This is a genomic window from Geodermatophilus siccatus, assembly GCF_900103785.1.
Taxonomy (GTDB): Bacteria; Actinomycetota; Actinomycetes; order Mycobacteriales; family Geodermatophilaceae; genus Geodermatophilus; species Geodermatophilus siccatus.
Genome location: NZ_FNHE01000003.1, coordinates 20699 through 46028, shown reverse-complemented (window position 1 = coordinate 46028; position 25330 = coordinate 20699). Strand labels below are relative to the sequence as shown.

At 74.1% G+C, this 25330-nt stretch carries 26 protein-coding genes; 12 read left to right on the top strand and 14 right to left on the bottom strand.

Annotated elements, in window-relative coordinates:
• Nucleotides 1-32 precede the first annotated feature (32 nt).
• The 4 genes from BLS21_RS06105 to BLS21_RS06095 all read left to right on the top strand — a co-directional run bounded on the left by BLS21_RS06105 (nucleotide 33) and on the right by BLS21_RS06095 (nucleotide 3001).
• Complete coding sequence (locus BLS21_RS06105; protein ID WP_091215254.1) at nucleotides 33-1703, top strand: nitrite/sulfite reductase; 1671 nt, start codon at nucleotides 33-35, stop codon at nucleotides 1701-1703.
• Entirely contained in the window at nucleotides 1700-1876 is a 177-nt protein-coding gene (locus BLS21_RS25030) for a hypothetical protein (RefSeq protein ID WP_175479449.1), read from the top strand. Before BLS21_RS06105 ends, BLS21_RS25030 begins: the two co-directional genes overlap by 4 nt.
• Nucleotides 1873-2583: a phosphoadenylyl-sulfate reductase gene (locus BLS21_RS06100; protein ID WP_091215251.1), complete on the top strand. Its 711-nt coding sequence runs from the start codon at nucleotides 1873-1875 to the stop codon at nucleotides 2581-2583. Before BLS21_RS25030 ends, BLS21_RS06100 begins: the two co-directional genes overlap by 4 nt.
• Before the next feature lie 124 nt (nucleotides 2584-2707).
• A complete protein-coding gene (locus tag BLS21_RS06095) occupies nucleotides 2708-3001 on the top strand; it encodes a 4a-hydroxytetrahydrobiopterin dehydratase (protein ID WP_091215249.1) in 294 nt (97 codons plus the stop codon).
• A 70-nt stretch (nucleotides 3002-3071) separates the two neighbouring features.
• On the opposite strand, the gene BLS21_RS06090 is transcribed toward BLS21_RS06095, so the two are convergent.
• The 3 genes from BLS21_RS06090 to BLS21_RS06080 all read right to left on the bottom strand — a co-directional run bounded on the left by BLS21_RS06090 (nucleotide 3072) and on the right by BLS21_RS06080 (nucleotide 6740).
• Nucleotides 3072-5306 carry a PhoX family protein gene (locus BLS21_RS06090; RefSeq protein WP_091215246.1) on the bottom strand — a complete coding sequence of 745 codons (2235 nt, stop codon included), beginning with the start codon at nucleotides 5304-5306 and terminating at the stop codon, nucleotides 3072-3074.
• 130 nt (nucleotides 5307-5436) lie between these two features.
• Nucleotides 5437-5832, bottom strand: a complete 396-nt coding sequence (locus tag BLS21_RS06085) for a DUF3037 domain-containing protein (RefSeq protein ID WP_091215240.1) — start codon at nucleotides 5830-5832, stop codon at nucleotides 5437-5439.
• Nucleotides 5829-6740 (bottom strand): HipA family kinase, encoded by a 912-nt coding sequence (locus tag BLS21_RS06080; RefSeq protein ID WP_091216401.1) that lies wholly within the window; start codon nucleotides 6738-6740, stop codon nucleotides 5829-5831. The genes BLS21_RS06085 and BLS21_RS06080 overlap by 4 nt, the downstream gene beginning before the upstream one ends.
• A gap of 60 nt (nucleotides 6741-6800) precedes the next feature.
• Here BLS21_RS06080 and BLS21_RS06075 point away from each other — a divergent pair, with 60 nt between their 5' ends.
• Both BLS21_RS06075 and BLS21_RS25520 read left to right on the top strand, forming a co-directional pair.
• A complete protein-coding gene (locus tag BLS21_RS06075) occupies nucleotides 6801-7349 on the top strand; it encodes a DUF1990 domain-containing protein (RefSeq protein WP_091215237.1) in 549 nt (182 codons plus the stop codon).
• Nucleotides 7350-7402: 53 nt separating this feature from the next.
• Nucleotides 7403-8071 carry a serine hydrolase domain-containing protein gene (locus BLS21_RS25520; RefSeq protein WP_217636016.1) on the top strand — a complete coding sequence of 223 codons (669 nt, stop codon included), beginning with the start codon at nucleotides 7403-7405 and terminating at the stop codon, nucleotides 8069-8071.
• On the opposite strand, the gene BLS21_RS06065 is transcribed toward BLS21_RS25520, so the two are convergent.
• Together BLS21_RS06065 and BLS21_RS06060 are read right to left on the bottom strand one after the other, a co-directional pair.
• Nucleotides 8037-8849, bottom strand: coding sequence for a formate/nitrite transporter family protein (locus tag BLS21_RS06065; RefSeq protein WP_091215231.1), 813 nt, complete (start codon nucleotides 8847-8849; stop codon nucleotides 8037-8039). The two genes, BLS21_RS25520 and BLS21_RS06065, sit on opposite strands and share 35 nt — an antisense overlap.
• Before the next feature lie 106 nt (nucleotides 8850-8955).
• Complete coding sequence (locus BLS21_RS06060) at nucleotides 8956-9435, bottom strand: hypothetical protein (RefSeq protein ID WP_091215229.1); 480 nt, start codon at nucleotides 9433-9435, stop codon at nucleotides 8956-8958.
• Nucleotides 9436-9559: 124 nt separating this feature from the next.
• On the opposite strand from BLS21_RS06060, the gene BLS21_RS06055 reads away from it, so the two are divergent.
• A complete protein-coding gene (locus tag BLS21_RS06055; protein ID WP_091215225.1) occupies nucleotides 9560-10258 on the top strand; it encodes a monooxygenase in 699 nt (232 codons plus the stop codon).
• A gap of 173 nt (nucleotides 10259-10431) precedes the next feature.
• Here the strand turns inward: BLS21_RS06055 and BLS21_RS06050 are convergent, their stop codons facing one another.
• The 3 genes from BLS21_RS06050 to BLS21_RS06040 form a co-directional block, all read right to left on the bottom strand.
• The gene (locus tag BLS21_RS06050; RefSeq protein WP_091215222.1) at nucleotides 10432-10947 is read right to left on the bottom strand and encodes a GNAT family N-acetyltransferase; all 516 of its coding nucleotides are present in this window, start codon (nucleotides 10945-10947) and stop codon (nucleotides 10432-10434) included.
• Between the two features lie 52 nt (nucleotides 10948-10999).
• Nucleotides 11000-11650: an FAD-binding oxidoreductase gene (locus BLS21_RS06045; RefSeq protein WP_245700100.1), complete on the bottom strand. Its 651-nt coding sequence runs from the start codon at nucleotides 11648-11650 to the stop codon at nucleotides 11000-11002.
• Between the two features lie 194 nt (nucleotides 11651-11844).
• Nucleotides 11845-12453 carry a sulfite oxidase-like oxidoreductase gene (locus BLS21_RS06040; RefSeq protein ID WP_091215219.1) on the bottom strand — a complete coding sequence of 203 codons (609 nt, stop codon included), beginning with the start codon at nucleotides 12451-12453 and terminating at the stop codon, nucleotides 11845-11847.
• Nucleotides 12454-12624: 171 nt separating this feature from the next.
• Between BLS21_RS06040 and BLS21_RS06035 the strand changes: the two genes are divergently transcribed.
• Genes BLS21_RS06035 through BLS21_RS06025 form a run of 3 tightly spaced genes read left to right on the top strand, consistent with a single transcriptional unit; the run spans nucleotide 12625 to nucleotide 16122 of the window.
• The gene (locus BLS21_RS06035; protein ID WP_245700098.1) at nucleotides 12625-13326 is read left to right on the top strand and encodes a succinate dehydrogenase cytochrome b subunit; all 702 of its coding nucleotides are present in this window, start codon (nucleotides 12625-12627) and stop codon (nucleotides 13324-13326) included.
• 13 nt (nucleotides 13327-13339) lie between these two features.
• Nucleotides 13340-15286, top strand: a complete 1947-nt coding sequence (locus BLS21_RS06030; protein WP_091215217.1) for a fumarate reductase/succinate dehydrogenase flavoprotein subunit — start codon at nucleotides 13340-13342, stop codon at nucleotides 15284-15286.
• Nucleotides 15283-16122: a succinate dehydrogenase/fumarate reductase iron-sulfur subunit gene (locus BLS21_RS06025; RefSeq protein WP_245700097.1), complete on the top strand. Its 840-nt coding sequence runs from the start codon at nucleotides 15283-15285 to the stop codon at nucleotides 16120-16122. The genes BLS21_RS06030 and BLS21_RS06025 overlap by 4 nt, the downstream gene beginning before the upstream one ends.
• A gap of 118 nt (nucleotides 16123-16240) precedes the next feature.
• Here BLS21_RS06025 and BLS21_RS06020 read toward each other — a convergent pair whose 3' ends face one another.
• Together BLS21_RS06020 and BLS21_RS06015 are read right to left on the bottom strand one after the other, a co-directional pair.
• Entirely contained in the window at nucleotides 16241-17644 is a 1404-nt protein-coding gene (locus tag BLS21_RS06020) for a gluzincin family metallopeptidase (RefSeq protein ID WP_091215214.1), read from the bottom strand.
• A gap of 116 nt (nucleotides 17645-17760) precedes the next feature.
• Nucleotides 17761-20040 (bottom strand): putative bifunctional diguanylate cyclase/phosphodiesterase, encoded by a 2280-nt coding sequence (locus tag BLS21_RS06015; protein WP_091215211.1) that lies wholly within the window; start codon nucleotides 20038-20040, stop codon nucleotides 17761-17763.
• Nucleotides 20041-20824: 784 nt separating this feature from the next.
• On the opposite strand from BLS21_RS06015, the gene BLS21_RS25025 reads away from it, so the two are divergent.
• Complete coding sequence (locus BLS21_RS25025; protein ID WP_175479448.1) at nucleotides 20825-21073, top strand: ANTAR domain-containing protein; 249 nt, start codon at nucleotides 20825-20827, stop codon at nucleotides 21071-21073.
• Here the strand turns inward: BLS21_RS25025 and BLS21_RS06005 are convergent.
• The 3 genes from BLS21_RS06005 to BLS21_RS05995 form a co-directional block, all read right to left on the bottom strand.
• A complete protein-coding gene (locus BLS21_RS06005; protein ID WP_091215206.1) occupies nucleotides 21070-21693 on the bottom strand; it encodes an LURP-one-related family protein in 624 nt (207 codons plus the stop codon). The genes BLS21_RS25025 and BLS21_RS06005 overlap by 4 nt on opposite strands.
• Before the next feature lie 89 nt (nucleotides 21694-21782).
• The gene (locus BLS21_RS06000; protein WP_091215204.1) at nucleotides 21783-22100 is read right to left on the bottom strand and encodes a PspC domain-containing protein; all 318 of its coding nucleotides are present in this window, start codon (nucleotides 22098-22100) and stop codon (nucleotides 21783-21785) included.
• A 127-nt stretch (nucleotides 22101-22227) separates the two neighbouring features.
• Nucleotides 22228-23259, bottom strand: coding sequence for an aldo/keto reductase (locus BLS21_RS05995; protein ID WP_091215201.1), 1032 nt, complete (start codon nucleotides 23257-23259; stop codon nucleotides 22228-22230).
• Between the two features lie 222 nt (nucleotides 23260-23481).
• On the opposite strand from BLS21_RS05995, the gene BLS21_RS05990 reads away from it, so the two are divergent.
• Nucleotides 23482-24180 carry a class I SAM-dependent methyltransferase gene (locus tag BLS21_RS05990; RefSeq protein WP_139177031.1) on the top strand — a complete coding sequence of 233 codons (699 nt, stop codon included), beginning with the start codon at nucleotides 23482-23484 and terminating at the stop codon, nucleotides 24178-24180.
• A 75-nt stretch (nucleotides 24181-24255) separates the two neighbouring features.
• On the opposite strand, the gene BLS21_RS05985 is transcribed toward BLS21_RS05990, so the two are convergent.
• Nucleotides 24256-25233, bottom strand: a complete 978-nt coding sequence (locus tag BLS21_RS05985) for a patatin-like phospholipase family protein (RefSeq protein ID WP_091215196.1) — start codon at nucleotides 25231-25233, stop codon at nucleotides 24256-24258.
• Nucleotides 25234-25330 lie beyond the last annotated feature (97 nt).

The following is a 25330-nucleotide window of genomic DNA, read 5'->3' as shown; positions in this document are numbered from 1 at the left end:
CCGTGACGGTCGGCGCAGAAGGAAGTGCCATCGTGACGACCCCCCGCACCAGCAACAGGCCCCAGCGTGGCCAGGGCCAGTGGGCGCTGGGCTACCGGGAGCCGCTCAACCCCAACGAGCGGATGAAGAAGGACTCCGACGGGCTCGATGTCCGCCAGCGCATCCTCGACATCTACGCGCACACCGGCTTCGGGGGCATCGACCCGAGCGACCTGCGCGGCCGCATGCGGTGGATGGGGCTCTACACCCAGCGGGCCCAGGGCATCCCGGGCGGGAAGACCGCCGTGCTGGAGCCCGAGGAGCTCGAGGACTCCTACTTCATGATGCGGGTGCGCACCGACGGCGGGGCGCTGACCAGCGCGCAGCTGCGGACCATCGGCGGCATCAGCACCGAGTTCGGTCGCGACGTCGCCGACGTCACCGACCGGCAGAACATCCAGTACCACTGGATCCGCATCGAGGACGTCCCCGAGATCTGGCGCCGGCTCGAGGCCGTCGGCCTGACCACGACCGAGGCCTGCGGCGACACCCCCCGTGGCATGCTCAACTGCCCGCTGGCCGGCGTCCTCGAGGACGAGGTCCTCGACGCCTCCGACGTCATGGCGGAGACGGTGGCCAAGTACGTCGGCAGCCCCGAGTTCAGCAACCTGCCGCGCAAGTGGAAGACGTCGATGTCCGGCTGCGTCGACCACTGCACCGAGCCGGAGATCGACGACGTCTCCTTCGTCGGCGTGCGCAACGCCGACGGCGAGGCCGGCTACGACCTGTGGGTCGGCGGCGGCCTGTCGACCAACCCGATGTTCGCCAAGCGGATCGGCGTCTTCGTCCGGCCCGACCAGGTGACCGACGTCTGGGCGGCCTGCACCTCGATCTTCCGCGACTACGGCTACCGCCGGCAGCGCAACCGCGCCCGCATCAAGTTCCTCATGGCCGACTGGGGCCCGGAGAAGTTCCGCCAGGTGCTGCAGGACGAGTACCTGCACGCACAGCTCCCCGACGGGCCGGCCGCGGCGCCGCCCAAGCACGAGTCCCGCGACCACGTCGGCGTCGCCCGGCAGAAGGACGGCACCAACGCCGTCGGCTTCGCGCTGCGCACCGGCCGGATCAGCGGCAGCCTGCTCACCCGGATCGCCGACCTCGCCGACGAGCACGGGCAGGGCCGCACCCGGACGACGACCCAGCAGAAGATGGTCATCCTCGACGTCCCCGACGAGCGGGTCGAGGACCTCGTCGCCGCGCTCGCCGAGCACGACCTGCTGGTCCGCCCGAGCGCGTTCCGCCGCGGCACGATGGCCTGCACGGGCCTGGAGTTCTGCAAGCTCGCGATCGTCGAGACCAAGCAGCACGCCCAGGACCTCTACGCCGAGCTGGAGAAGCGGCTGCCGGACTTCGACGAGCCGATCGGCATCAACGTCAACGGCTGCCCGAACAGCTGCGCCCGGTTCCAGACCGCCGACATCGGCTTCAAGGGCTCGATGGTGCGCGACGACAGCGGTGAGATGGTCGAGGGCTTCCAGGTGCACCTGGGCGGCCACCTCGGCACCGAGGCCGCCTTCGGCCGCAAGTTCCGCGGCCACAAGGTGACCAAGGCCGAGACCGCCGACTACTGCGAGCGGGTGCTGCGCGGCTACCTCGAGCGCCGGGAGCCCGGCGAGCGGTTCGCCGCCTACGTGGCGCGGGCCGAGGAGTCCTGGCTGCTGTGAGCGAGGAGTCCGCGGACACGGGCGGAAGATCGCGGCAGCTGCCCGTGTTCTTCTGCCCGTACTGCGGTGACGAGGAGCTGACCCCGCACGGGGACGGCAGCGAGTGGCACTGCGCCGCGTGCCTGCGGACCTTCACCGTCCGGCTCACCGGGACAGGAGTTCACCAGCCATGACGACCGCCGTCCGGCCCACACCCGAGCTCGCCGCGGAGGCCGACGCCCGCTTCGAGGGGATCGCCGACCCCGTCGAGCAGGCGCTGGCCGTCCTGCGCTGGGCCGGGGAGACCTTCGGGGACGACTTCGCGGTCACCTCCTCCATGGCCGACGGGCTGCTCTCGCACCTGGCGTCGCGGGCGGTCCCCGGCGTCAACGTGGTCTTCCTCGACACCGGCTACCACTTCGCGGAGACCATCGGCACCCGCGACTGGGTCAGCGGGGTCATGCCCATCACGCTGGTCAACGTGCTGCCCGAGCAGACCGTCGCCGAGCAGGACGCCGAGTACGGCTCGAAGCTGCACGACCGCGACCCCGACCTGTGCTGCTCGCTGCGCAAGGTGCAGCCGCTGGCCAAGGCCCTCGCCGGGTACGCGGCGTGGGGCTCGGGCGTGCGGCGCGACGAGTCGCCCACCCGCGCGGACACCAAGGTCGTCGACTGGGACGCCAAGCGCGGCATGGTGAAGGTCAACCCGCTGGCCGCCTGGACCCAGGAACACGTCGACGCCTACGTCGCCGAGCACCAGGTCCCGGTCAACCCGCTGCAGGAGATCGGCTACGCCTCGATCGGCTGCGCCCCGTGCACCCGCCCGGTGGCCCCGGGTGAGGACCCGCGCGCCGGCCGGTGGGCCGGCCGTGGCAAGACGGAGTGCGGGCTGCACCTCTGAAGGACCCCGTCCTCCTCACTGCTCGCGAGCTCGCGGCGAGCCTCCGGACGGGGCCGGAGCATCGGGACGGGGCCGGCGCCGCGGGCCCTGGAACGAGGCCGTTCCAGGGCGGCAGGATGAGCCCGTGCCCCGACCGCCCCGCCTCTCCCCCGACGAGCTGACCGCCGCCCTCTCCGGGCTGCCGCTGTGGTCGGGGGACGGCGCGGGCATCCGCCGCAGCGTCGAGCTGCCCGGCTTCCCGGACGCCGTCGCCGCGCTCGTGCGCATCGCGTTCGTGGCCGAGCAGATGGACCACCACCCCGACGTCGACCTGCGCTGGCGCACCCTGCACCTGACGCTGGTGACCCACTCCGCGCGCGGGGTCACCGACCTCGACCTCCAGCTCGCCCGCCGGATCGACGACCTCTTCCCCGGCTGAGAGACGGCGGTGGCCCCCTGCAGGGTCCCGCCCTGGGCTCGCGAGGGGCGGGGGGCAGGGGGGTCCTTCGTCAGCTGCCGACGCGGCCGCCGTCCTCGCGGGCGACCACGACCACGCTGGGCCGCGGGAACGGTCGCTCGCTCAGCCGGTCGGGCCAGGTGCTCGCGGGGGTGTCCCGCGTCGAGCCGGTGGTCTCGCCCGGGTGCTGGACGGACACGAACACCGATCGTCCGTCCCGGGGGATCATCGGGCCGCTGCACTCGGCACCGATCGGCACGGTGAGGAACGCCTTGAGGTGCCCGCGCTCCGCGCCCTCGGTCGGGACGGCGAAGAGCCCGTCGTTCGTGCCCCCGACGGTGCCCGCCTCCTGGTTGCGGGTCGACAGCACGGTGCCGTCGGTGGAGATCCACAGGTTGCCCGCCGGGTCGAACTCCAGGTTGTCCGGACAGGACATGGCACTGACCTGGGACTTGTCGTAGCCGGCGAAGTAGGTCCCGGGGTCCTCCGGGTCGCCGGCCAGGATGAAGACCCGCCAGGTGAAGGTGTCCCCCGCGATCGAGCCGGTCTCCTCCCACTCGATGACGTGGCCGTTGCGGTTGCCGGGACGCTCCTCGTAACGGCCGTCCTCGGGGTCGAAGGCGAACGACCGGCTCAGCGGGTTGGCCTCGTCCGCCCCGGGCCGGCCGTCCTGGCCGGTCCGGTTCGAGTTGTTCGTCAGGGACGCGTAGACCCGCCCGTTGACCGGGTTGACCTGGATGTCCTCCGGCCGGTCCATCCTCGTGGCCACCAGCTCGGGGTCGACCACCACCGGGTTGGCCGGGTCGGGGAAGTCCCCGTTGGCGTCGAGCTGCTTGCCGAGGCGGTCGGCGGCCAGCCGGGTGAAGGTCAGCACCCAGGCGACGTCCTTGCCGGGGACCATCGAGCGGCCGTCCTGCACCAGCGGGACCCACCGGCCGGTGCCGTCGAACTCGCCGTCGGCGGGCAGGGTGCCGCTGCCGTCGATCTCCGCGGCCGGCGAGTCGCCGCTGAAGTGGGCGACGTAGAGGTCGCCCTCCTCGAGCAGCGTCATGTTGTGCGCCCGCGTCGCGCGGTCGTCGCCCTCCCGGTACCGCTTCCTCGACACGAACTTGTAGATGTAGTCGAAGCGCTCGTCGTCCCCGGAGTAGGCGACGACCCGGCCGTCCTCGGCGATGCGGACGTTGGCGGTCTCGTGCTTGAAGCGCCCCAGCGAGGTGTGCTTGCGCGGGGTCGAGGTGGGGTCGTACGGGTCGACCTCGACGACCCAGCCGAAGCGGTTGACCTCGTTGGGCTCCCGCGCCAGGTCGAACCGCGGGTCGACGGCCTCCCACCGGCGACCGGCGGAGTCCTCGGCGCTGACGCTGTACCGGCCCAGGCGGGGCTCCCGCGGGTCCTCGGTGATCGGCGCGGACGTCCCGAAGTACTGGTTGAAGTTCTCCTCGCCGTGCAGCGTCGTGCCCCAGGGGGTGATGCCGCCGGCGCAGTTGTTGAGCGTGCCCAGGACGGTGCGGCCCTCGGGGTCGGCCGTCGTCCGCAGGTACTCCGACCCCGCGGCGGGCCCGGTGACCCGGAAGGGCGTGGAGGCGGTGATCCGCCGGTTGCGGTCGCGCTCAGGGGTCGGCAGCCACACGCCCGAGTCGCCCTGCCGCTGGATCTGCACCACGGAGATGCCGTGGGCCATCATCGCGACGCGCTTCTGCTCGTCGGTGGTGGGCGCCTCCTCCTCGGCGACGCCCGAGAACATCAGCTGCTCGTTGGTGTACTCGTGGTTGACGACGAGCAGCGCGCGCCCGCGCCCGAGCGGCAGGAACCCGATGAAGTCGCAGTTGTAGCCGAACTGCTTGGCCTGCGCCTCGGCGGTCTGGGCGTCGACGTCGAACTCCGGCGCCCCCTCCTCCACCGGGTCTCCCCAGCGCATCACGACGGCGGAGCGGTACCCGGCCGGGACGACGAGCTCGTCGAGGAAGTTCTGCTCGACCGGCTCGAAGGTGAGGGCACCGTCCCCGGTCGCCCCCCGGCGTCCCGGCGCGGCCACCGCCGGCTCCGGGAACAGCGGGCCCGCGGCCACCACGAGGGCCCCGGCGCCGGCCGCCTTGAGCAGGGTGCGCCGGCTGAGGGCCGTCTGGACGACGGACTCGAACGTGGGGTTGTCCGTCCGGTTCGGGACGGCCGCGTCGCAGGCGTTGCCGCACTTGTAGTAGCAGGTCGTGTGGCTGCGGCTGCCGTGACGGACCGAGTTCAGCAGGGGCAGGAAGAGGCGGCGGCGGGAGTTGGCGATGTCCGTCATCGGGTCCTCGGCTCTGGGAGACGTCGGTGCCCGGACGCTAGTGGGGCGCATCGACGCCCGCATGACGCGCGGGCACGGGTCTCGTGAAGCCGCCCGTCACCTGCCGTTCACCAGCCCGGGGTACGGACGGTCAGGACCCGGTGACGGGCAGCACGAGCAGCTGCAGCAGCCGGTCGGCCTCGGCGTCCGGGTCCTCGGTCAGCCCCGTGTGCACCGGCCCGGCCTGGACCACGGTGCTGCGCGGCGCGGTCAGCCAGCGGAACCGCGAGCCCAGCGCCTCCCGTCCGGCGGCACCCGAGGCGGGGTCGGCGGCGCAGACGTCGGCGGCGGCCTGCAGCGCGCGGCCGATCGCGTCGGGGTCCGCGGTGGGGTCCAGGGCGCGCAGCCGGTCGGTGTCCAGGTGCACCCGCGAGCCGAGGTAGTCGCGCTGCCGGCAGTAGACGAGGACACCGGCGTTCAGCGACTCCCCCCGTTCCACCCGCGGCACCACCCGGAGGACGGCGTACTCGAAGGTCTCCCGGCTCACCGCTGGCTCATCCCCTCCGGCGGTGGCGGGCCCAGCCACGACGGCCGGTTCTCCCCCCGCGGTGCCCTGCGGCGCGACCCGCCCGCGGCCGCGGTGGCCAGCAGCGGCGGCAGCCAGGCGTCGCGGGCGGCCAACCGGGCCAGCAGCTGGTCGACGTAGCGGGCGCGGACCTCCTCAGGGGCAGCCGGCCCGTGCGTGGCCCCGGCCAGGGCACCGCCCCGAGCCTGCGAGGGGTGGGGAGGGCGGGGCCCGTCTTCCTCCAGCCAGTCGTCGGGCACCTGGCGGAGCACCTGCTCCAGCAGCGGACGGGTGACCCGCGGGCCGAGCGCGGCGTCGGCGGCGCGGACGTCGGGGGTGCACTCCGCCAGCGCGTGCTGCGCGGCGTCGTAGGGGCGGGACACCGCGGCGGCCGCGCCGGGCCAGTTGTGGTGGAAGGTCAGCGCGGCCCCGTGGTCGATCAGCTGCAGCCGGCCGTGCCAGAACAGCATGTTGGGGTTGCGCCAGGAGCGGTCCACGTTGCCGACCAGCGCGTCGAACCACAGCACCCGGCCGGCCAGCTCGGACTCGACCGACCCGACGCCGGCCTCGAAGTCCAGCGCCCCGGGCAGGTAGTCCAGCCCGAGGTTGACCCCGGCCGAGCGCTGCAGCAGCTCCTGGACCTCGATGTCCGGCTCCCCCACCGCCAGCTCCGGGGCGACGTCGACGGTCACCAACGCGGGCACCGGCAGCGACAGCGCGCGGGCCAGCTCGCCGCAGACGACCTCGGCGACGAGCACCTTCACGCCCTGCCCGGCAGCCCGCCACTTCACGACGTAGGTGCCCAGGTCGTCGGCCTCCATGAGCCCCGGCAGCGAGCCACCCTCGCGCAGCGGGGTGACGTAGCGGGTGGCGGTGACGGCGGGCAGCACAGTGGCCGCGACCCTACCGGCGGGGACGGCGGGCGGACCGGCGGCCACGACACTGGGGGGATGGGCCTCCTCCGTGCGACCGACCCGGCCGACCTCGCCGACGTCCCGTTCACCTACCCGGAGGTGGGCGCGACGCGGGAGCCGGTGCTGCCCACCGGCTACGACACCGTCGAGCGCTCGGTCGTCGTCGGTTCGGGGACGGCGGCCTTCGAGCGGGCCGCGGCCGCGGTGTTCGACTGGCGGATGCAGCGTGGCGTCGGCCTGCGGGTGCGGGCCACCGGGCCCGCGGGCGAGCCGGGCACCGTCGTCGTCCTCACGGCGGGGCTGCCGCGGCTGGGCTACGACATCCCCTGCCGCGTGGTGTGGGCGCAGACGACCGGCGACGAGCGCGGCTTCGCCTACGGCACGCTGCCCGGCCACCCGGAGAGCGGGGAGGAGGCGTTCCTCGTGCGGCTCGAGCCCGGCGGGGACGTCGTCTTCACGCTGCGCGTGTTCGCCCGGTTGGCCTCGCCGCTGGCCCGCCTCGGCGGGCCGGTCAGCACGCTGGTCCAGCGGCTGGCGACCCAGCGGTACCTGACCGCGGTCCGCCGGGCGGCCGCCGGGCGATGAGTCCGCGGCCCGTCGCCGGTCGGACGACCAGGGACGGGGACCGGGGAGGCGAGGTGGGGCTGGCAGAGGACGTCGAGGCCGCGGTGGCCGGTGCGGTGGCCGCCGGGGAGGTGCCGGGCGCGGCCTGGTGGGTGGCCCGCGGGCGCGAGGTGGCCCGGGGCGCGGCGGGGACGCACACGCCGGGCGCGGACGACCCGGTCCGGCCGGACACCGTGTTCCGCATCGCCTCGACCACCAAGCCCGTCGTGGCCGCCGCCGCTCTGTCCCTGGTGGACGACGGCACGCTGGCGCTCGACGAGCCGGTGGACGCCCACCTGCCCGAGCTGGCCGACCGGGTGGTGCTCGCCGACCCGGCCGACGCGCTCGCGGGCACCGTGCCGGCCCGCCGGGCGATCACCGTGCGCGACGTCCTGACGTTCCGGCTGGGCCTCGGCCTGGACTTCGCCGTCCCCTGGCCGTCGCACCGACGAGCCGGGCGGCCGCTCGGCCGGCTCGTACGGCTGGGACGGCGGCCTGGGCAGCTCCTGGTGGACCGATCCGGCGACCGGGACCAGCGCGGTCCTGCTCACCAACCAGATGTGGTCCTCACCCCAGCCGCCGGAGGTGTTCCGCGCCTTCCGCGCGGCCGCCTCCGGACCTCCGCTGGACGTCCGACGGCGAGCACGGTGACCAGGGCGGCGCGCATCCTCAGGCGCCGGCCGCGGACCGCTCGCGCTCGATGAGCTCCTTGCTGCGCACCAGCCGCAGGAAGGTGACGACGACCAGCCCGCCGACGACGTTGAGCAGCGTCGTGTACCAGAACCAGGCCAGCCAGTCGCCGTAGCCGTACGGGGCGCCGTGGTGGATCGCCCCGAAGAGGATCAGCGAGTCCAGGATCGAGTGGAACAGCACCAGGCCGGCGAGCAGGAACGCCCCGGCCACCGACGCGGCGAGCTTGCCCGCCTCGGAGTCCGCGCCGTGCTGCATGCGGGTCATCAGCGTGATGAAGGCACCGGCCAGCAGCGCCAGCGAGACGGCCTCGAGGTCCAGCGGCGCCTCCACGAAGGTCCGGCCCGACTCGACCGCGGTGGCGCCGAGCTCCGGGAGGCCGTGCACCACCAGCCACATGACCAGCCAGCCACCGACGAGGTTGGCGACCAGCGTCCCGGCCCACAGCTTGACCAGCTGGCCCGCGCTCGCCCGGCCGGCGACCACCGCGGTCACCGGCACGAGGAAGCCCTCGGTGAACAGCTCGCTCTTGGCCAGCACCAGGGCGATGAAGCCGATGCTGAACGCCAGCCCGGCCAGCAGGTGGCTGCCGGTCGCGGCGTAGGTGGCCAGCAGCGCCACCACGCCGGTGGCCACCTCGAGCCCGCCGGCCAGACCGGTGGTGAGCACCTCCCGCCAGCTGCGGTGCAGCCGCTGCGCCCCCTCGTCGACGATCCGGTCGAAGGCCTGCACCACCTGGTCCTCGACCGGGGCGTCGGTCTCGCCCAGCTCCTCGCGTGCGGTCCGCGCCACGGCGGGTCTCCTCTCGGGCGGCCCGCCGGCTCCCCCGGGTCCGAGGCGGAGGCGTGACCGGACGAGGGCTACCCGGGCCGCCCGCGGCTGTACACGTCGGCGCCTCTCAACCCGGCCGGGCGACGGCGGGTGCGTCATCGATGAAGGGGATCTTGGTGACGTACTGCTGGTAGAGCTTCACCCCGTCCTCGACGGAGAGGGTCCCGAACTCCAGCAGCGTGGCGAGCCCCTCGAGCTCGGCGTCCGCCGCTTCGACCGCGCTGAGCTCCGCGACGGGGTCGCGCGCCTTGCTGATGTTGGTCAGGACCGTGGCGCCGACCGAGACCAGCAACGCCAGGAAGCAGAGCGTCCGCCACACCGCCGACGTGCTGTCGAGGCCCAGCACGTTCTGGACCGCCTCGGCGAACGGGATGCCGCCGAGCGCGGGTCCGGCGGTGAAGACCGCCGACAGGGACGTGAGCACCAGCGTGACGGTGGCCCACCGCTGGACGCGGGGCCGCCGCTGGCGCAGGTAGGCCTCGACCCCCGCCCGGCGGGCGTTCACCCGCCGGAGCAGGTCCTGCCGGCGATCGACCTGGTCACCCATACCGGCCTCCCCCCGCTCTGCAGCACAGGAAGCACGCAGCGTAGCGACGATCGCGCCTCCGCAGGGGCCCGTGACGTCGGCCGCGACGCGGCACGGACCGTCCGCAACGGGGAGGATCGGACCCGTGACCACACGACGGCTGGCGACCTTGCACGTGTGGGGCGTGCCCGGCCGATCGGTCCCGGCCGCGCTGCTGCGGATGGCGACCGACCGGCGTCCGCTGCGCCGCAGCCCCGGGCTGCGGTTCGCGAAGCTGCTGGGCACGGGCAGCGGCCGGAGCTTCACCGTGCGCGACGCCGACCCCCGCCGCTGGGCCCTGCTCGCGGTGTGGGACGACGAACGCGCGGCCACCGCCTTCGAGACCGGCGACGTCGTCGCCCGCTGGCAGCGGATCGCCGACGAGCAGTGGAGCGCCCGGATGCGGCCGCTGGCCGCCCGCGGCCGCTGGTCGCGGCAGGAGCCGTTCGGGAAGCCCTGGCCGCAGCGGTGGGACGGCCCGGTCGCCGCGGTCACCCGCGCCCGGCTCACCCCGCGCAAGGCGGTCACCTTCTGGCGCGCCGTCCCGCCGGTCTCGGCCGACCTGCACGAGAGCCCGGGGCTGCGCGTGGCCCTGGGCATCGGGGAGGCGCCGCTCGGGCTGCAGGGCACCTTCAGCGTCTGGGAGTCCGCCTCGGCGCTGAACTCCTTCGCCTACGACCGCGCCCCGCACGCCGCCGTCGTCACCCGCACCGCACAGGAGGGCTGGTACGCCGAGGAGCTGTTCGCCCGGCTGGCGCTGCTCTCGGCGGAGGGGACGCTGGACGGCCGCGACCCGCTGGCCTGACGACGGTCGCGGGGTGCACCGGTCCCCGGGACGGCGGTGGCCGTGGGGGCGGGATCGGTCCGCGGTGGGTGCAGCACCTCCTCCGGCCCCCTCTGCTCACAGGAGGGAGGAGGGGCGGAGGCGCCGGCGGGACACCGGGCGACCCGCTGCGGGGTCCCGACCGGCGCTCGTGATCACAGCCGGCAGGTCAGGTGCAGCTCGTCGCGGTCGTCGCCGGGCGCCACGCGGATCGCTCCCGGCATCCGCCCGAACTCGCGGTAGCCGAAGTCCGCGTAGAAGGCCTCGAGCCCGGTGCCGCCGCGCACGGTGAGGTGCAGGAACTCCAGGCCGCGCGCCCGGGCGATGTCGTGGACGCCGGCCACCAGCACCCGGCCCAGGCCCCGTCCCTGCCACTCGGGGCGCACCTGCACCCGCAGCACGGTGGCCCAGTGCCGCCGCAGCGGGCTGACCGACAGCGACAGGACGGCGAACCCGGCGACCTCGCCCTCGACGCGCAACAACGCGATCAACTCGCGCCCCTGGTGCACCCGCTCGATGACCGCGTCGAGGTAGGGCGCGAGGCCATCCTCGGTCACCGGGGGGACGAAGCCGACCGACCCGCCGGCGTTGGTCACGTCGGTCCAGCAGGCGAGCAGCCGGGCCCGGAGCTCGTCGTCGACGGCCTCGACCGGGCAGACCTCGGTGTGCACGTCGCCATCCTCCCCGGGGAGCCCGCTGGCGGGCGCCCCCGGAGGAGCAGGTTCACCCGCTCGCGCCGAACCGCTCCACCCGGATGTCGGTGGCGGGGACGCCGAGGTCGACGAGCAGCTGGCTGGCCGCCTCGGCGAACCCGGCCGACCCGCACACGTACCCCGTCCGGCCCGGTTGCCACAGCGGCACGAGGTCGGCGGCGGTCAGCCGCCCGGCCGGGCGCACGCCGCGCGGCTCCCGGGTGGTGACGACGAGCGCGCCGGCCTCGAGCAGCTCGTCGGCGTAGGGGAGCTCGGCGAGCGTGCGCGTGGAGACGGCGATGCGCAGCAGGTCGGTGCGGCCGAGCTCGCGGGCGGTCCGCAGCATGGCCACCAGCGGGACGACGCCGGTGCCGCCACCGACCAGCAGCGCCGGCCGTTCGCCGTCCCACACGAACCAGCCGCCGATCGGGCCGCGCACCTCCAGCCGGTCGCCGGGCTCCACGACGTCGGCCAGGTGGGTGGAGACCTCCCCGTCGTCCAGGCGCTCGACGAACAGCTCCACCTGGGGCTCGCCCGGCGCGGAGGCGACCGAGTAGGACCGCTGCGCCGTGTAGCCGTCCTCGGCGGTCAGCCGGACGACGTAGTGCTGGCCGGCCAGGTGCTGCACCCGGTCGGGGACGTCGAGCCGCAGCTCCACGGCCCTCGGCACCGGCCGCCGCACGCCGGTGACCGTCGCCCACCGCCACCCTCGTGCGGCCCCGTCCCGGGACCCGGCCCCGTCCGGGTACCGCCCCGAGCGTGCGAGGGGTGGGGGGACGGGGTCCTCCTCCGAGGGGTCCGACGGCCTCGGTGCAGGGTCCCGCCGCGAGCTCGCGAGCGGTTGGAGGGCAGCGAGGTCCTCCCGGGGGTCCTCCATCAGTCGCCCTGGTAGCGCTGCTCGCGCCAGGGGTCGCCGCGGTCGTGGTAGCCGTTCTGCTCCCAGAAGCCGGGCTGGTCGCGTTGCAGCAGCGTCAGCCGGGTGACCCACTTGGCGCTCTTCCAGAAGTACAGGTGCGGGACCAGCAGCCGCACCGGGCCGCCGTGCTCGACCGGCAGCGGGCCGCCGTCGTACTCCCACACCACCCAGGCCCGGCCGCCGGTGACGTCCTCGAGCGGCAGGTTGGTGGTGTAGCCGGTCTTGGACGTGGCGACGACGAAGTGCGCGTCGGCGGTCGGGCGGGCGACCTCGAACAGGGTGTCGACGCTGACGCCGGCGAACCAGGTGTCGAACTTCGACCACGTGGTGACGCAGTGGATGTCGCCGCGGTACTCCGAACGCGGCAGCCGGTGGGCCTCGTCCCAGGTCCACGTCGTCGGGTTCTCCACCCGGCCGTCGACGGTGATGCTCCAGGTCTCGGGCGAGATGCGCGGCGTCGGCTCGGCGGTCAGCACCGGCCAGTCGCGACCGGCGTCGTACTGTCCCGGCGGCAGCCGGGGGTCGCGCTCCCGGCGGCGGCCGAGGAATCCTCGCGTGGGTCCAGCCATGTCCTGTCCCTCCCCCGTGCGGACGCCCGCCAACCCCGCAGCCGGTGTCGGGCGGCGCACGCGACCGCGCACCTTAACCGCCCGATCCGGTAAGGGCACCCTTACGAGAGCTGTGTCACCACGTGTTCACGTGGTCGTGGACCTGGTAGAGGCATACCTTCGGTGGCTGTGGTGACGGTGACGCAACCCGGCCAGCGCAGAGCGCCCAAGGCCGCGAAGACGAGCTCGGTCTTCAAGAAGGTCGTGATGGCGGTCAGCGGCATCATCCTGGTGCTGTACCTGATCGCGCACATGATCGGGAACCTCAAGGTCTTCGCGGGCCGGGAGTCGTTCAACGGCTACTCCCACTGGATCCGCACGATCGGCGAGCCGGCCGTGCCCGCGCAGACGACCCTCACGATCATCCGCATCGTGCTGCTGGCCGCCGTGATCGCCCACATCTGGGCGGCGATCGCGCTGTGGCGGCAGGCCAAGCGGGCCCGGCCGAACGGCTACGTCACCAAGAAGGCGGTGGCCCAGAGCTACGCCTCGCGGACCATGCGCTGGGGCGGCGTGATCGTCGGCCTGTTCGTCGTCTACCACATCCTCGACCTCACGATGGGCGTCGCCAACCCCGAGGGCCCGGGCACCACGCCCTACGACCGCCTGGTCGCCGGGTTCTCGAACCCGCTCATCACCGCGGTCTACGTGATCGCCCTGATCCTGCTCGGCATGCACCTGCGGCACGGCATCTGGAGTGCCACGCAGACCCTCGGGCAGAGCAACAAGCGCCGGGAGAGGACGGTCAACCTCTTCGCCCTGGTCTTCTCCGTGGTGCTGATCGGCGGGTTCCTGCTCGTCCCCTTCAGCGTCCTCTTCGGGCTCGTCGGCTAAGGAGCTCAACGCGATGCCTCTCGACCTCTTCACCGTCGGCGACCCGATCGCCGACACCAAGGCGCCGATGGACGTGCCGATCGGCGAGCGGTGGAGCACCCGCCGGTTCCGCGCCCGTCTGGTCAACCCGGCCAACCGCCGCAAGCTGACCGTCATCGTCGTCGGCACCGGCCTGGCCGGCGGCTCGGCCGCCGCGACGCTCGGCGAGGCCGGCTACAAGGTCAAGAACTTCTGGTTCCACGACAGCCCGCGGCGGGCGCACAGCGTCGCCGCGCAGGGCGGCATCAACGCCGCGAAGAACTACCGCAACGACGGCGACAGCGTGCACCGGCTGTTCTACGACACGGTCAAGGGCGGCGACTTCCGCTCCCGCGAGAACAACGTCCACCGCCTGGCCGAGGTCAGCGTCAACATCATCGACCAGTGCGTCGCCCAGGGCGTGCCCTTCGCCCGCGAGTACGGCGGCCTGCTCGACAACCGCTCCTTCGGTGGCGCGCAGGTGTCGCGCACCTTCTACGCCCGCGGCCAGACGGGCCAGCAGCTGCTCTACGGCGCCTACCAGGCGCTCGAGCGGCAGATGGCGGCCGGCACCGTCGAGCAGTTCGCGCGGCACGAGATGCTCGACCTGATCGTCATCGACGGCCGGGCCCGCGGCATCGTGGCGCGCAACCTCATCACCGGCGAGGTCAGCACCCACTTCGCCGACGCCGTCGTCCTGGCCACCGGCGGGTACAGCAACGTCTTCTACCTGTCCACGAACGCCAAGGGCTCCAACGCCACGGCGATCTGGCGGGCGCACAAGCGGGGCGCGTACTTCGCCAACCCCTGCTACACGCAGATCCACCCGACCTGCATCCCGGTCAAGGGTGACTACCAGTCCAAGCTCACGCTGATGAGCGAGTCGCTGCGCAACGACGGCCGCGTGTGGGTGCCCAAGGAGCGCGGCGACACCCGTGACCCGCGGGACATCCCCGAGGGCGAGCGCGACTACTACCTCGAGCGGATCTACCCCGCGTTCGGCAACCTGGTGCCCCGCGACATCGCCTCGCGCCAGGCCAAGAACGTCTGCGACGAGGGCCGCGGGGTGGGCCCGGGTGGGCTGGGCGTCTACCTGGACTTCGGCGACGCGATGAAGCGGCTGGGCCGGCCGGCCATCGAGGCCAAGTACGGCAACCTCTTCGACATGTACGCCCAGATCACGGGCGAGGACCCCTACGAGACGCCGATGCGGATCTACCCGGCGGTCCACTACACGATGGGCGGGCTGTGGGTCGACTACGACCTGCAGTCGACCATCCCCGGCATGTTCGTGATCGGCGAGGCCAACTTCTCCGACCACGGCGCGAACCGCCTGGGTGCCAGCGCGCTGATGCAGGGCCTGGCCGACGGCTACTTCGTCCTGCCGAACACCATCAACGACTACCTCGCCGACGGCCCGTTCGAGAAGGTCGACGACAGCCACCCGGCCGTCGCCGAGGCCCTGCAGGAGGTGCAGGGCCGGGTGCAGAAGCTGCTGTCGATCAACGGCAACCGCACCCCGGCCTCGTTCCACCGCGAGCTCGGCCGCCTGATGTGGGACCTGTGCGGCATGGAGCGCTCGGAGGAGAGCCTGCGCAAGGCCCTGGACCGGATCCCCGAGATCCGCCAGGAGTTCTGGACCAACCTCAAGGTCTCCGGCGACGAGAACACGATCAACCCGACCCTGGAGCACGCCGGCCGCGTCGCCGACTTCATCGAGCTCGCCGAGCTGATGTGCGTCGACGCCCTCCACCGCGCCGAGAGCTGCGGCGGGCACTTCCGGGCCGAGAGCCAGACCCCCGAGGGCGAGGCGCTGCGCGACGACGAGAACTTCGCCTACGTCGCCGCGTGGGAGTGGACGCCGGAGGGCGCTCCCCCCGTCCTGCACCGCGAAGCCCTCGAGTACGAGTACGTCCACCTCGCCCAGCGGAGCTACAAGTGACTGCGACACGTGAGGGCGCGACCTTCGCGTCCGGCACGGCGACCGACCCGGCCATGGCCCCTCACAACATGACCCTGACGCTGCGCATCTGGCGGCAGAGGGGCCCGGCCGACAAGGGCCGCATGGTGACCTACCAGGTCGAGGACATCTCCCCGGACATGTCGTTCCTGGAGATGCTCGACGTCCTGAACGAGAAGCTGATCCTCGCCGGCGACGACCCGGTGGTCTTCGACCACGACTGCCGCGAGGGCATCTGCGGCAGCTGCGGCCTGATGATCAACGGGACGGCGCACGGCCGTGGCACGTCGGGTGGTCCCACGACCACCTGCCAGCTGCACATGCGCAAGTTCAAGGACGGCGACACGATCGACATCGAGCCGTGGCGCGCGACGGCGTTCCCGGTGATCAAGGACCTGTCGGTCGACCGCAGCGCCCTGGACCGGATCATCCAGTCCGGCGGCTACATCAGCGCCCCCACCGGCACCGCGCCGGAGGCCCACTCGATCCTGGTGCCCAAGAAGGACTCCGACGCGGCCTTCGACGCGGCGACGTGCATCGGCTGCGGCGCCTGCGTGGCGGCCTGCCCGAACGCCTCCTCGATGCTGTTCACCGCGGCCAAGGTCAGCCACCTGGGCCTCCTGCCGCAGGGCCAGCCCGAGCGCAACGAGCGGGTGGTCAACATGGTCGCCCAGCAGGACCGCGAGGGCTTCGGCGGCTGCACCAACATCGGCGAGTGCTCGGCGGCCTGCCCCAAGGGCATCTCGATGGAGAACATCTCCCGGCTCAACCACGACCTGCTCGGCGCGCTGCGCGCCGGGGCGCGGCCGAAGAGCTGACGACGGACCGATGACATCGTCGTCCTCCGGATGACACCGCGGCCACGTGCCGTCCCCGACGAGGGCTGAGCATCCAGAGCCCTCGTCGGGGAGGCCTCCGGCCCCCCGCTCCGCGTGCTCAGTCGCCGGCGGCCTCGACGTCCTGCCGGCCCAGCGCACCCGCCTCGACCAGGACGTCGAGCGCGGGCTCGAGCCCCTGCAGCGCCCGGGCGAGGTCCTCGGGCCGGGCGATCGTCCAGGCCTGGCTCTCCACGTAGCAGCGCACCGCCGCGTCGAACGCCTGCTCGCCGGCCGCCTCGCGGGCGGCCGCCAGCGCCGCGGCGCCCTTGCCGTACACCAGCGCCTCGTACTCGTCCTGGTCCGCGAAGTCGGCCATCGAGCCGCCGACGGCACCTGCCCGGTCCAGGTCGTCGGTGTCCCCGTGTCCCTGGGCGTACGTCGCGAAGGCCTCGTCCAGCCAGGGGTCGCGGAACTGCGAGTTGCCGACCATGCCGTAGAACCACATGTGCGCCACCTCGTGGACGAGGAGGTCCTCGTCGGCGTCCCCCATGAGGATCGCCGAGGAGTACTCCTCGCCACCGCCGTCGTCGGAGACGAGCGGCACGGCCAGGGTCGGGTACGGGAACGGGCCGAACCGGCCCTCCAGCGCCCGGACCGCCTCGGCGGTGGCCTCGGCGAGCTCCTCGGCGGAGGTGTCGGCGCCGGCCAGCACCCCGGCCGTGACCCTCGTGCCGCCGACGTCGACGGTCGCGGTGTCGAACTCGCCCACCGCGACGGCCACGTCGCGGGCGACCGGGTCGTGCGACTCCCAGACCCGGCGGCCACCCGGCTCCTCCCGCGGCGGCGCCTGGTCCCCCGACATGAGGACGACGAGGTCGCCCGGTGCCGAGATGTGCAGCGTGGTGTCGGCGGCGGGCGCGGCGGTCGTCTCACCGCTGACCTCGACCATCGGGTCCCTCCCCCAGCCGTGCCCCGGCTCCCACGTCAGCAGCGGGACCCCGCTCCCCCACCACGTCACGTCGTCCGCGGCACCGAGACGGTCGAAGCCGGCCGGCGTCCACTCGTCGGTGAGCCGCAGCCGCAGGTCCAGCTCCACCGTGACGGTGCGGCCCGCCGGCACGGGTTCGCGCAGGTCCACCCGGTAGAGGCCGCCCGGCGTCCCCGGGGCGGCGCCGGCGTCGACGTACCCACCGCCGGCCACCAGGTCCCCGCGCACCGCCTCGACGGTGAGCCGGTGCCCGGCCGACTGCGGTGCGTTCGGGACCAGCCGGAACCACAGGTCCTCCACCGGGAGGTCCGGGGTGAGGACGACGGTCTCGGTGCCGGTCACCGTGCGCCGGTCGTCGGCGAGGCGGAGGTCGAGGTCGACGACCGGCCGGTCCGGGTCGGGAGCGGCCCGTTCGGTCACCGGGCAGCCGGCTCCGGGCTCGGGCGCCGCCGTCGGCCCGTCGGCGGACGTGCAGCCGGCGAGCAGGACGAGCGCGCCGCACACCGCGGCCGCGCGGACCGCCGCAGCGCGCACCGGCCACCCCCGTCCGGCAGGTCGGCCCGCGCCCGACGGGTCCCGTCCCCGGCCGCTCCGCTCGCGGCGACCCTAGGGAAGCGGGGTCGTTCCGCAACAGGCCCCGGCGTGCGGCGTCAGCCGACGGGGGCGGCGCTGCGAGCCTCGAGCCACGCCTCCAGCTGCTCGGGCGGCAGCGCCCGGCTGAGGTGGTACCCCTGGACGACGTCGCAGCCCAGCGCGGCGAGCGCGTCGACGGTCGCCTGGTCCTCGGCACCCTCGGCGACGAAGACCAGGCCGAGGGCGTGCGCGAGCTGCAGCGTCGAGGTGACGATCGACGCCGACCGGTCGCTGCCGGTCATCGCGCCGACGAAGGCGCGGTCGAGCTTCAGCTCGGTCACCGGGAGGGTGGCCAGGTAGGCGAGGCTGGACCAGCCGGTGCCGTAGTCGTCGATGGCGATGCCGACGCCGGCCTCGCGCAGTCCGGCGAGGACGCGGACGGCGCGCTCCCGGTCCTCCATGAGCAGGCTCTCGGTCACCTCGAGCACCAGTGCGGTCGCGGGGACGCCGTGCCGCGCCAGCAACCCGGCCACCTCGTCGGGGAAACCCTCGTCGACCAGGTTCGAGGGGCTGACGTTGACGGCGACGGTCAGCTCTCGCCCGCGGTCGGACCACGCCCGCCGCTGCGCCAGGGCGGTGTCCAGCACCCGCCTGGTGAGCGCCGCCATGAGCCCGGCGGACTCGGCCAGCTCGACGAAGGCGTCGGGGAACAGCAGCCCGCGCTCGGGGTGCCGCCAGCGCACCAGCGCCTCCACGCCGTCGACCCGGCCGGTCGGCAGGGTCAGCTTCGGCTGGTAGTGCAGCACCAGCTCGCCCTCGTCGACGGCTCGCCGCAGCTGGGCGACGGCCTCGAGGCGGTGCCGGCCCGAGCCGTGGCGCTCCTCGTCGTAGACGACCGGACCGCTGCGGCCGGCCTTGGCCGCGTACATGGCCAGGTCGGCCATCTGCAGCAGCTCCTGGGCCTGCCGGGAGTGCCGCGGGCCCAGGGCGATGCCCACGCTGGCGTCCACGCTCAGCACCATGCCGGCGAGCTGGAACGGCCGCTCGAGCGTGGCGCAGAGCCGCCGGGCCAGCGCCAGGGCGCCGTCCTCCCCCAGCCCGTCGGCGAGGACGACGAACTCGTCGCCGCCCAGGCGTGCGAGCAGGTCACCGGAGCGCAGGTGTCCGGCCAGCCGCGGCCCGACCTCGCGCAGCAGCGCGTCGCCGACGCCGTGGCCGAGGGAGTCGTTGATCTCCTTGAACCGGTCGAGGTCCAGCACGAGGACGGCGGTGCCGCCTCCGGACGCCATCCGCGCGTCGGCCTCGGAGAGGGTCTCGAAGACCTGGCGGCGGTTGGGCAGGCCGGTGAGCTCGTCGGTGCGCGCCTGGTGCCGGCTGTCGGCCAGCGCCCGCACCTCGCGGAAGGTCAGCGCGGTGCGGGTGAGGGCGGCCACCACCGCGCCGAAGGCCAACCCGCCGGCCAGCGGGTCGCCGTCCTGCAGGTAGCCCCGCAGCAGCAGGACCAGCGCGCCGATGGCGCACAGCCCCGGGACGACGAGCGCGCGGACGCCACGCAGTGGGGCGGAGGTGCGCGGCCGGGGCGCCTGGCAGGCGGCCAGGCCGTAGCAGAGGAACGCCAGGCCCCAACCCACGTCCAGCGGGCCGCCGACGACGTAGGTGCCGTGCGCGACCTGGTAGGCGTAGAGGGTGTCGGTGACCACGAACAGCGCCGTCCCGGCGGTGAGCCACCACCAGGCGGCGCCGGCCCCCCGGCCGATGACGACGAGGGCGCCGGCGATGAGCACGAGCAGCAGCAGGTCGGCGACCGGGTAGGCGGCGATGAGCACGGCGCCGCGCAGCGCGAGGTCGAGGTAGGCGCCGAACGCGAACGCCGCCGCGAAGGCCGCGGCGGTCAGCCCGGTGACGACGGCGTCGAGCCACATGCTCGACGTCAGCCGCGGCGCCCGTGCCCGGAGCAGCCGGAACAGCGCGGCGCAGGCGAGCGGGTGGAAGCCGACGAAGGCGAGGTCGAACCAGTCGGGGCGGACGATCGGCCCGGGCGCGGCGTCGGCGATGGCGTAGCCGAGCGAGCCGACCGTGTAGGAACCGACCGCGGCGGCGAAGAGCAGCCAGGCGCCGCGGTCCTCCCGCACGGTGACCCCGCGCAGCACCAGGAGTGCGGTCAGGCCGACGAGGAACACCCACTTGCCACCGACGGCGAGGGCGCCCAGCACGCCGGAACCCCCGAGCGCGTGCGCCGCCAGCGAGAGCACGTAGGCCGACGCCAGGACGGCCGCGCAGACGCGGACGACCCGCAGCGGCCGGTCGACCGGCTGCCGGGTGCGGCCGCGCCGGGCGCGCGGGAAGACCTGGACCACGGGGACAGCATCGGCCACCCGGCGGCGGAGCTTCAGCCCTCGGCCGCGAGCACCGGGCCTGCCTCACCGAGCGGAGGGGAACGGTCACAGGGCGTCCGGGCTGCCGCACTGCCCGCGTGCGGCCCGCCCGCCCCTCCTCCGAGCCCTGCCGCACGGCGTCCTGGCCTGGTCGTGGTCCGGGTGCTCGCCGCGCTGGTGGGGCCGGCAGCGTGGCCGTCGTCGCCGTCCCGCGGGCCGGTCGCCGCAGCGCACCGGCACCGACCTGCTGTGGACCCCCTGCCTGCCGGCCGACGGCGCCTCCGGCCCGGTGCTGTGGCTGTCCCGCCAGGGCGACACCGGGATGCCCCCGACCCGTGCACGGCCACGGCGCTCTGGACGCCGGAGGGCGACCAGCCGACGACCGCCTGCACCCGCGTCGACGGGGACCGCGGGCTGCGGACGGCCGGCCGCTGGCAGGAGCTGCTGCCCCGGCGGGACGGCGTCCGGGTCGGCGTGACCGCGCCGCGCGACGTCCCCCGGGCGCTGCTCGACCAGGCGCGGTCGCGGGCGCCCGCAGCTCCCCGAGCACGAGTGCCGGGGCTCCCTGCTGCGGCGCGACCGGCTGGCTATGCTCCCCGGCAGTCCAGTCAGGCGTCGAACACCCGGCACCAGGCACCAGGCACCAGGCCGACGAGCGACGACGACTGGCATCGGGGGATCGATGACGACCGGCACACCCAGGCCGGGGCAGCGGGGGTCCGGAGCAGCTGAGCCGCGGGACACGGCGACCCGGCACGCCGACGCGATGCGCTCCCTCGCCTCCGAGGTCGACCGGCTGCAGCGCAACCTGGACACCGCCAGCCGGCAGTCGGAGAACCTGCAGGCGGCACTGGAGAGCAACCGCCGCATCGGCATGGCCATCGGCATCCTCATGGTCACGCGGCAGCTCACCGACGACGCCGCGTTCGACTGCCTGCGTCAGGTGAGCAACCAGCGCAACGTGAAGCTGCGCCTGGTGGCCGAGGAGGTCATCTACAGGGGCGCGCTGGACTAGCGGCTCTGCAGCGCGTCGAGCGCGACGGCCATGGACGCCGCGACGCGGAAGTCCAGCCGCGGATCGGGCACGCTGACGGTGTAGCGGTCCCGGATGGCCTTCTGCCGCTCGCTGCTCATCACCGGGGCGCCGGTCGCGGTGTCGACGAAGTCGAAGTGGAAGACGAACGGCACCCAGACGTCCCCGAGGTAGGGGATGAAGTCCCAGACCCGGCGCAGGATGGCGATCGACTGCCGGCGCTCCCGCCCGACGGCGTTGACCGTCGGGGTCGACAGGGCCCAGGTCGAACGCAGCAGGCTGGCGCCGAACTCCTTGCGGAAGTACCCGATGACGTTGCCGTACTCGTCGAAGACGTCGTGCTCGGCGGCGACGTCGAGCCGCTGCCGCGCCTTGAACCGGAAGACCGCGCGGCTCTTGGCGGTGTCGGCGTAGAAGACGACCTCCTCCTTGAGCTTCATGCGCTTCTGCTCCGCGAACGCGAGCAGCGGCCCCTCGGAGCCGTCGGGGTTCATCCCGACGACCTCGTAGCGGTTGACCATCAGCGTGATCCGCTGCCGCACGAAGAAGGCCGGCACGACCATCGGGGCGGGCGGCTGCTGCGGTCCGGGCGGAACGGTCACGTCGGGTCTCCCGTACGGGTCTGAGGTCGGTGGTCGGGCGTCATCGTGTCCCATCGCAGGCCGTCTGCGCTGGTCGACGGTGCGGGGCCTCACGCGTGGTCGGTCGGCGCGGGGCCGGACCGGGTGCCGACGAGGGCCGTGTGCAGCCGCTCGACGAGCCCGTCGAGCACCGAGGGACGGCGATCGGGGGGCAGCGGAGCCGACGGCACCAGCACCCACAGCAGCAGGTAGACGACGACGCCGGCGCCCCCGGCCACGGTGAGGCCCACCATGCCGACCCGCCAGAGGACGGCGTCGATGCCGCTGTACTCGGCGAGGCCGCCGCAGACGCCGCCGAGCAGCCGGTCGGTGCCGCTGCGGCGCAGTTCGGGTCGGGTGGGCGCGGGGAGCGGGGAGGGAGTGGTCATGGCACGAGCCTGGCCCCGCCAGGACGGCGCCGGAACCCGGGAAAGCCCGGATCGCTCCCGGGTTCCGGTGGTCCGGGTGGTCCCCGGTACGGGCTCCGGGTCCGGGGACCGAGCCGCTGCGCGCGGGTCAGGAGCCGGCGGGCGTGCGGCTGCGCTGCTCGGCGCCGACGTCCCCGTACGGGTAGTCGGCGCGGCCGGGGTCGCTGACGGCGTCCAGCCGGGCGACGTCCTCGGGCGCCAGCGTCACGTCGACGACGCCCAGGTCGTCGCGCAGCTGCTCGGCGGTGCGGGCACCCAGGATGACCGAGGTGACGGCGGGCCGGTCGACCAGCCAGGCGAGCGCGACCTGCGGCATCGAGGCGCCGCGGGCCTCGGCGACGTCCTGGACGACCTCCAGCACGTCCCAGGTGCGCTGCCGGGAGCCGACCCGGTCGTAGGCCTCCATGCCGCGGCCGGGGTCCTCCCCCAGCCGGGTCGCCCCCTCGGGGCGCTGGTCGCGGGTGTACTTGCCCGACAGCCAGCCGCCGCCGAGCGGACCCCACGGCAGCATGCCCAGGCCGTTGTGCAGGCACGCGGGGACGATCTCGAACTCGATGTCCCGGACGAGCAGGCTGTAGCTCGGCTGCAGGGTGACCGGGACGGCGAGGTGCTGGTGCTCGGCGAGGTCGACGGCCTTCTGCACCTGCCAGGCGGTGAAGTTCGACAGGCCCGGGTAGCCGATCTTGCCCGCGGAGACGGCGTCGTCGAGGAAGCGCAGCGTCTCCTCGAGCGGGGTCAGCGGGTCCCAGGCGTGCAGCTGGTAGAGGTCGACGTGGTCGACGCCGAGCCGGCGCAGGGAGTCGTCGAGGGCGCGCCGCAGGTGGCGGCGGGAGGTGCCGAGGGCGTTGGGGTCCTCGCCCATCGGGAAGCGGCCCTTCGTGGCGAGGACGACGCGGTCGCGCACGTCGCCCGGGCGGGAGGCCAGCCAGCGCCCGGTGATCTCCTCGGCCGCGCCGGCGGAGTAGACGTCGGCGAGGTCGACCAGCGTGCCGCCTGCCTCGACGAAGAGGTCGAGCTGCTCGTGCGCACCCGCCTCGTCGGTCTCGGCGCCGAAGGTCATCGTGCCCAGGGCGAGGGCCGAGACCGCGCAGCCGCTGCGGCCGAGCGTGCGGTACTCCACGAGGTGCTCCTGTTCGTCGGGGTCCGGGAGCACGGTGCCCCACTCGCCGGGCGGTCACCACCGCAGCGGCCGGGTGACGCACGAGCCGAGCGCGGCGTCGGTCCGCGGTTCCGGGCCCCACCGGCCGGGCACTCCCGCCAGTCCTGCCCCGTTCGCCTCACGCGGGCCGGGACCGATCCCCGCGTCCCGGGTGACCGACGCCGTTCCGCATGCGGTCCGGGCATGGAGTTGACGGTGGACCAGCTGATCCAGCTGTTCGGCCAGCAGGTGGCCGGGCTCTACGGACGGTCCTTGCAGGACATCGATGACGAGCGGCAGCGGGCAGCGCTGCGCAGCACCGCGGCCTTCGTCGAGCAGCACATGCCGCGCGCCCGCTCGTTCACCGGCGCCTCCGCCTACGACGCGAAGATCGAGCTCCTCGAGGCCGCGGTCGACCTGGCCCCGGCGGAGGGCCTGGTCCTGGAGTTCGGGGTCGCCACGGGCGACACCCTGAGCCGCATCGCGGCGAAGCGGTCGCCCGCCCACGGCTTCGACTCCTTCGAGGGCCTGCCCGAGGACTGGCGGACCGGTTTCACGAAGGGCGCCTTCGCCCAGGTGGCGCCCACGGTTCCCGGAGCCACCCTGCACGTCGGCTGGTTCGAGGACACCCTGCCCGGCTCCTTCGCCGCGCACCCCGGGCCGATCGCCTTCGCGCACATCGACGCGGATCTCTGCAGCTCGACGGTGACCATCTTCCGTGAGGCGGAGGACCGCTTCGTCGCGGGCTCGGTGCTGCTCTTCGACGAGTACTCCCACTTCCCCGGCTGGGAGCAGCACGAGCACGAGGCGTTCACGGAGTTCATCGAGCGGACCGGTCACGGCTTCGAGCACCTGGCCTACGACTCCCTGCACGAGCAGGTGCTCGTCCGGCTCACCAGCTGACCCGCCGGCTCCCCGGGCTCGCCCGAGCGGGCCGCGGGCGCTCGCCCGGTCGGTCTCGACGCCCGGTCGGCGTCGTCAGCGGCCCCGGGGGTCGGCTGCCGCCCTGAGGAGGTCGGCGACCTCCGGCCGGGCGGCGTACGCGCCGGCGGCGAGGAAGGACAGCTGGATGACCCCGTTGAGGTCGTGCCGCGACATCATGTCGTTGCCCATGGCGCGCTGCTCGTCCTCACCCGGCGCGAAGACGACCGTCCGGGTCCCCGCCCGCTGCAGTGCCCTGACCTCGTGCTTCAGCAGGCGGGCGGCGTGCCGACGCGAGGCCGCGTAGACGTCGGGGAGCCAACCCGCGGGGCCGCTCATCGGCGAGATGACGATGACGAGGTCCAGCCCCCGACCGCGGAGGACCGCGGCGTTGGTGGGCGAGTGCACCCCGCCGTCGACGTACTGGTGACCGCCGATCTCGACCGGGGCGAAGTACCCGGGCACGGCACAGGACGCCGCGACGGCCAGGTGGACCGGCACCTCGGGCGTACCCGGGCGACCGAACACGACCCGGCGCCCGTCGCGCCGGCGGACGGCGCAGATCCACAGGTCGGGGTCCGGCCACCCCGGCCCCTCCAGCTCGCGGAGGGCGGCCAGTTGTTCGGCGATGTCGTGCCGTCCGGGCGCGATGAGGGCCATGCCGGCCGCCAACGGCCGGAACCGCCACGGCCGGGTCAGCGCCCGCTGCACCATGTGCCGCCCCGGCAGCCGCAGGGGCCGGCGCAGGACGTGCAGCGGGTTGAAGGGCGCGAGGTCGGGGACGGGGGTGCCGGCCACGTGACGCAGGACCTCGTCCTCGTCCGACAGCGGGGCCTTCACCGTCCAGGCGGCGAGGTCCTCGGCCGAGACGCCCAGCCGCAGCAGCGTGCCGGTGATGGAGCCGGCCGACGTCCCGACGATCACGTCGACCGTGCGGGCGTCCAAGCCGAAGTCGTGCTCGAGCACCGCCAGCACGCCCGAGTGGTACGCCTGGCCCACGACGCCGCCACCGCCCAGCACCACGCCGACGCGCATCACGCAGCGAGCCTGCCAGCCCCCCGGTCCGGTGCGCGACCGACTCCGCGGTCCGGCCCGCTCAGCGTGCCGGTCGGTGGAGGCGGTGCTGCGCCCG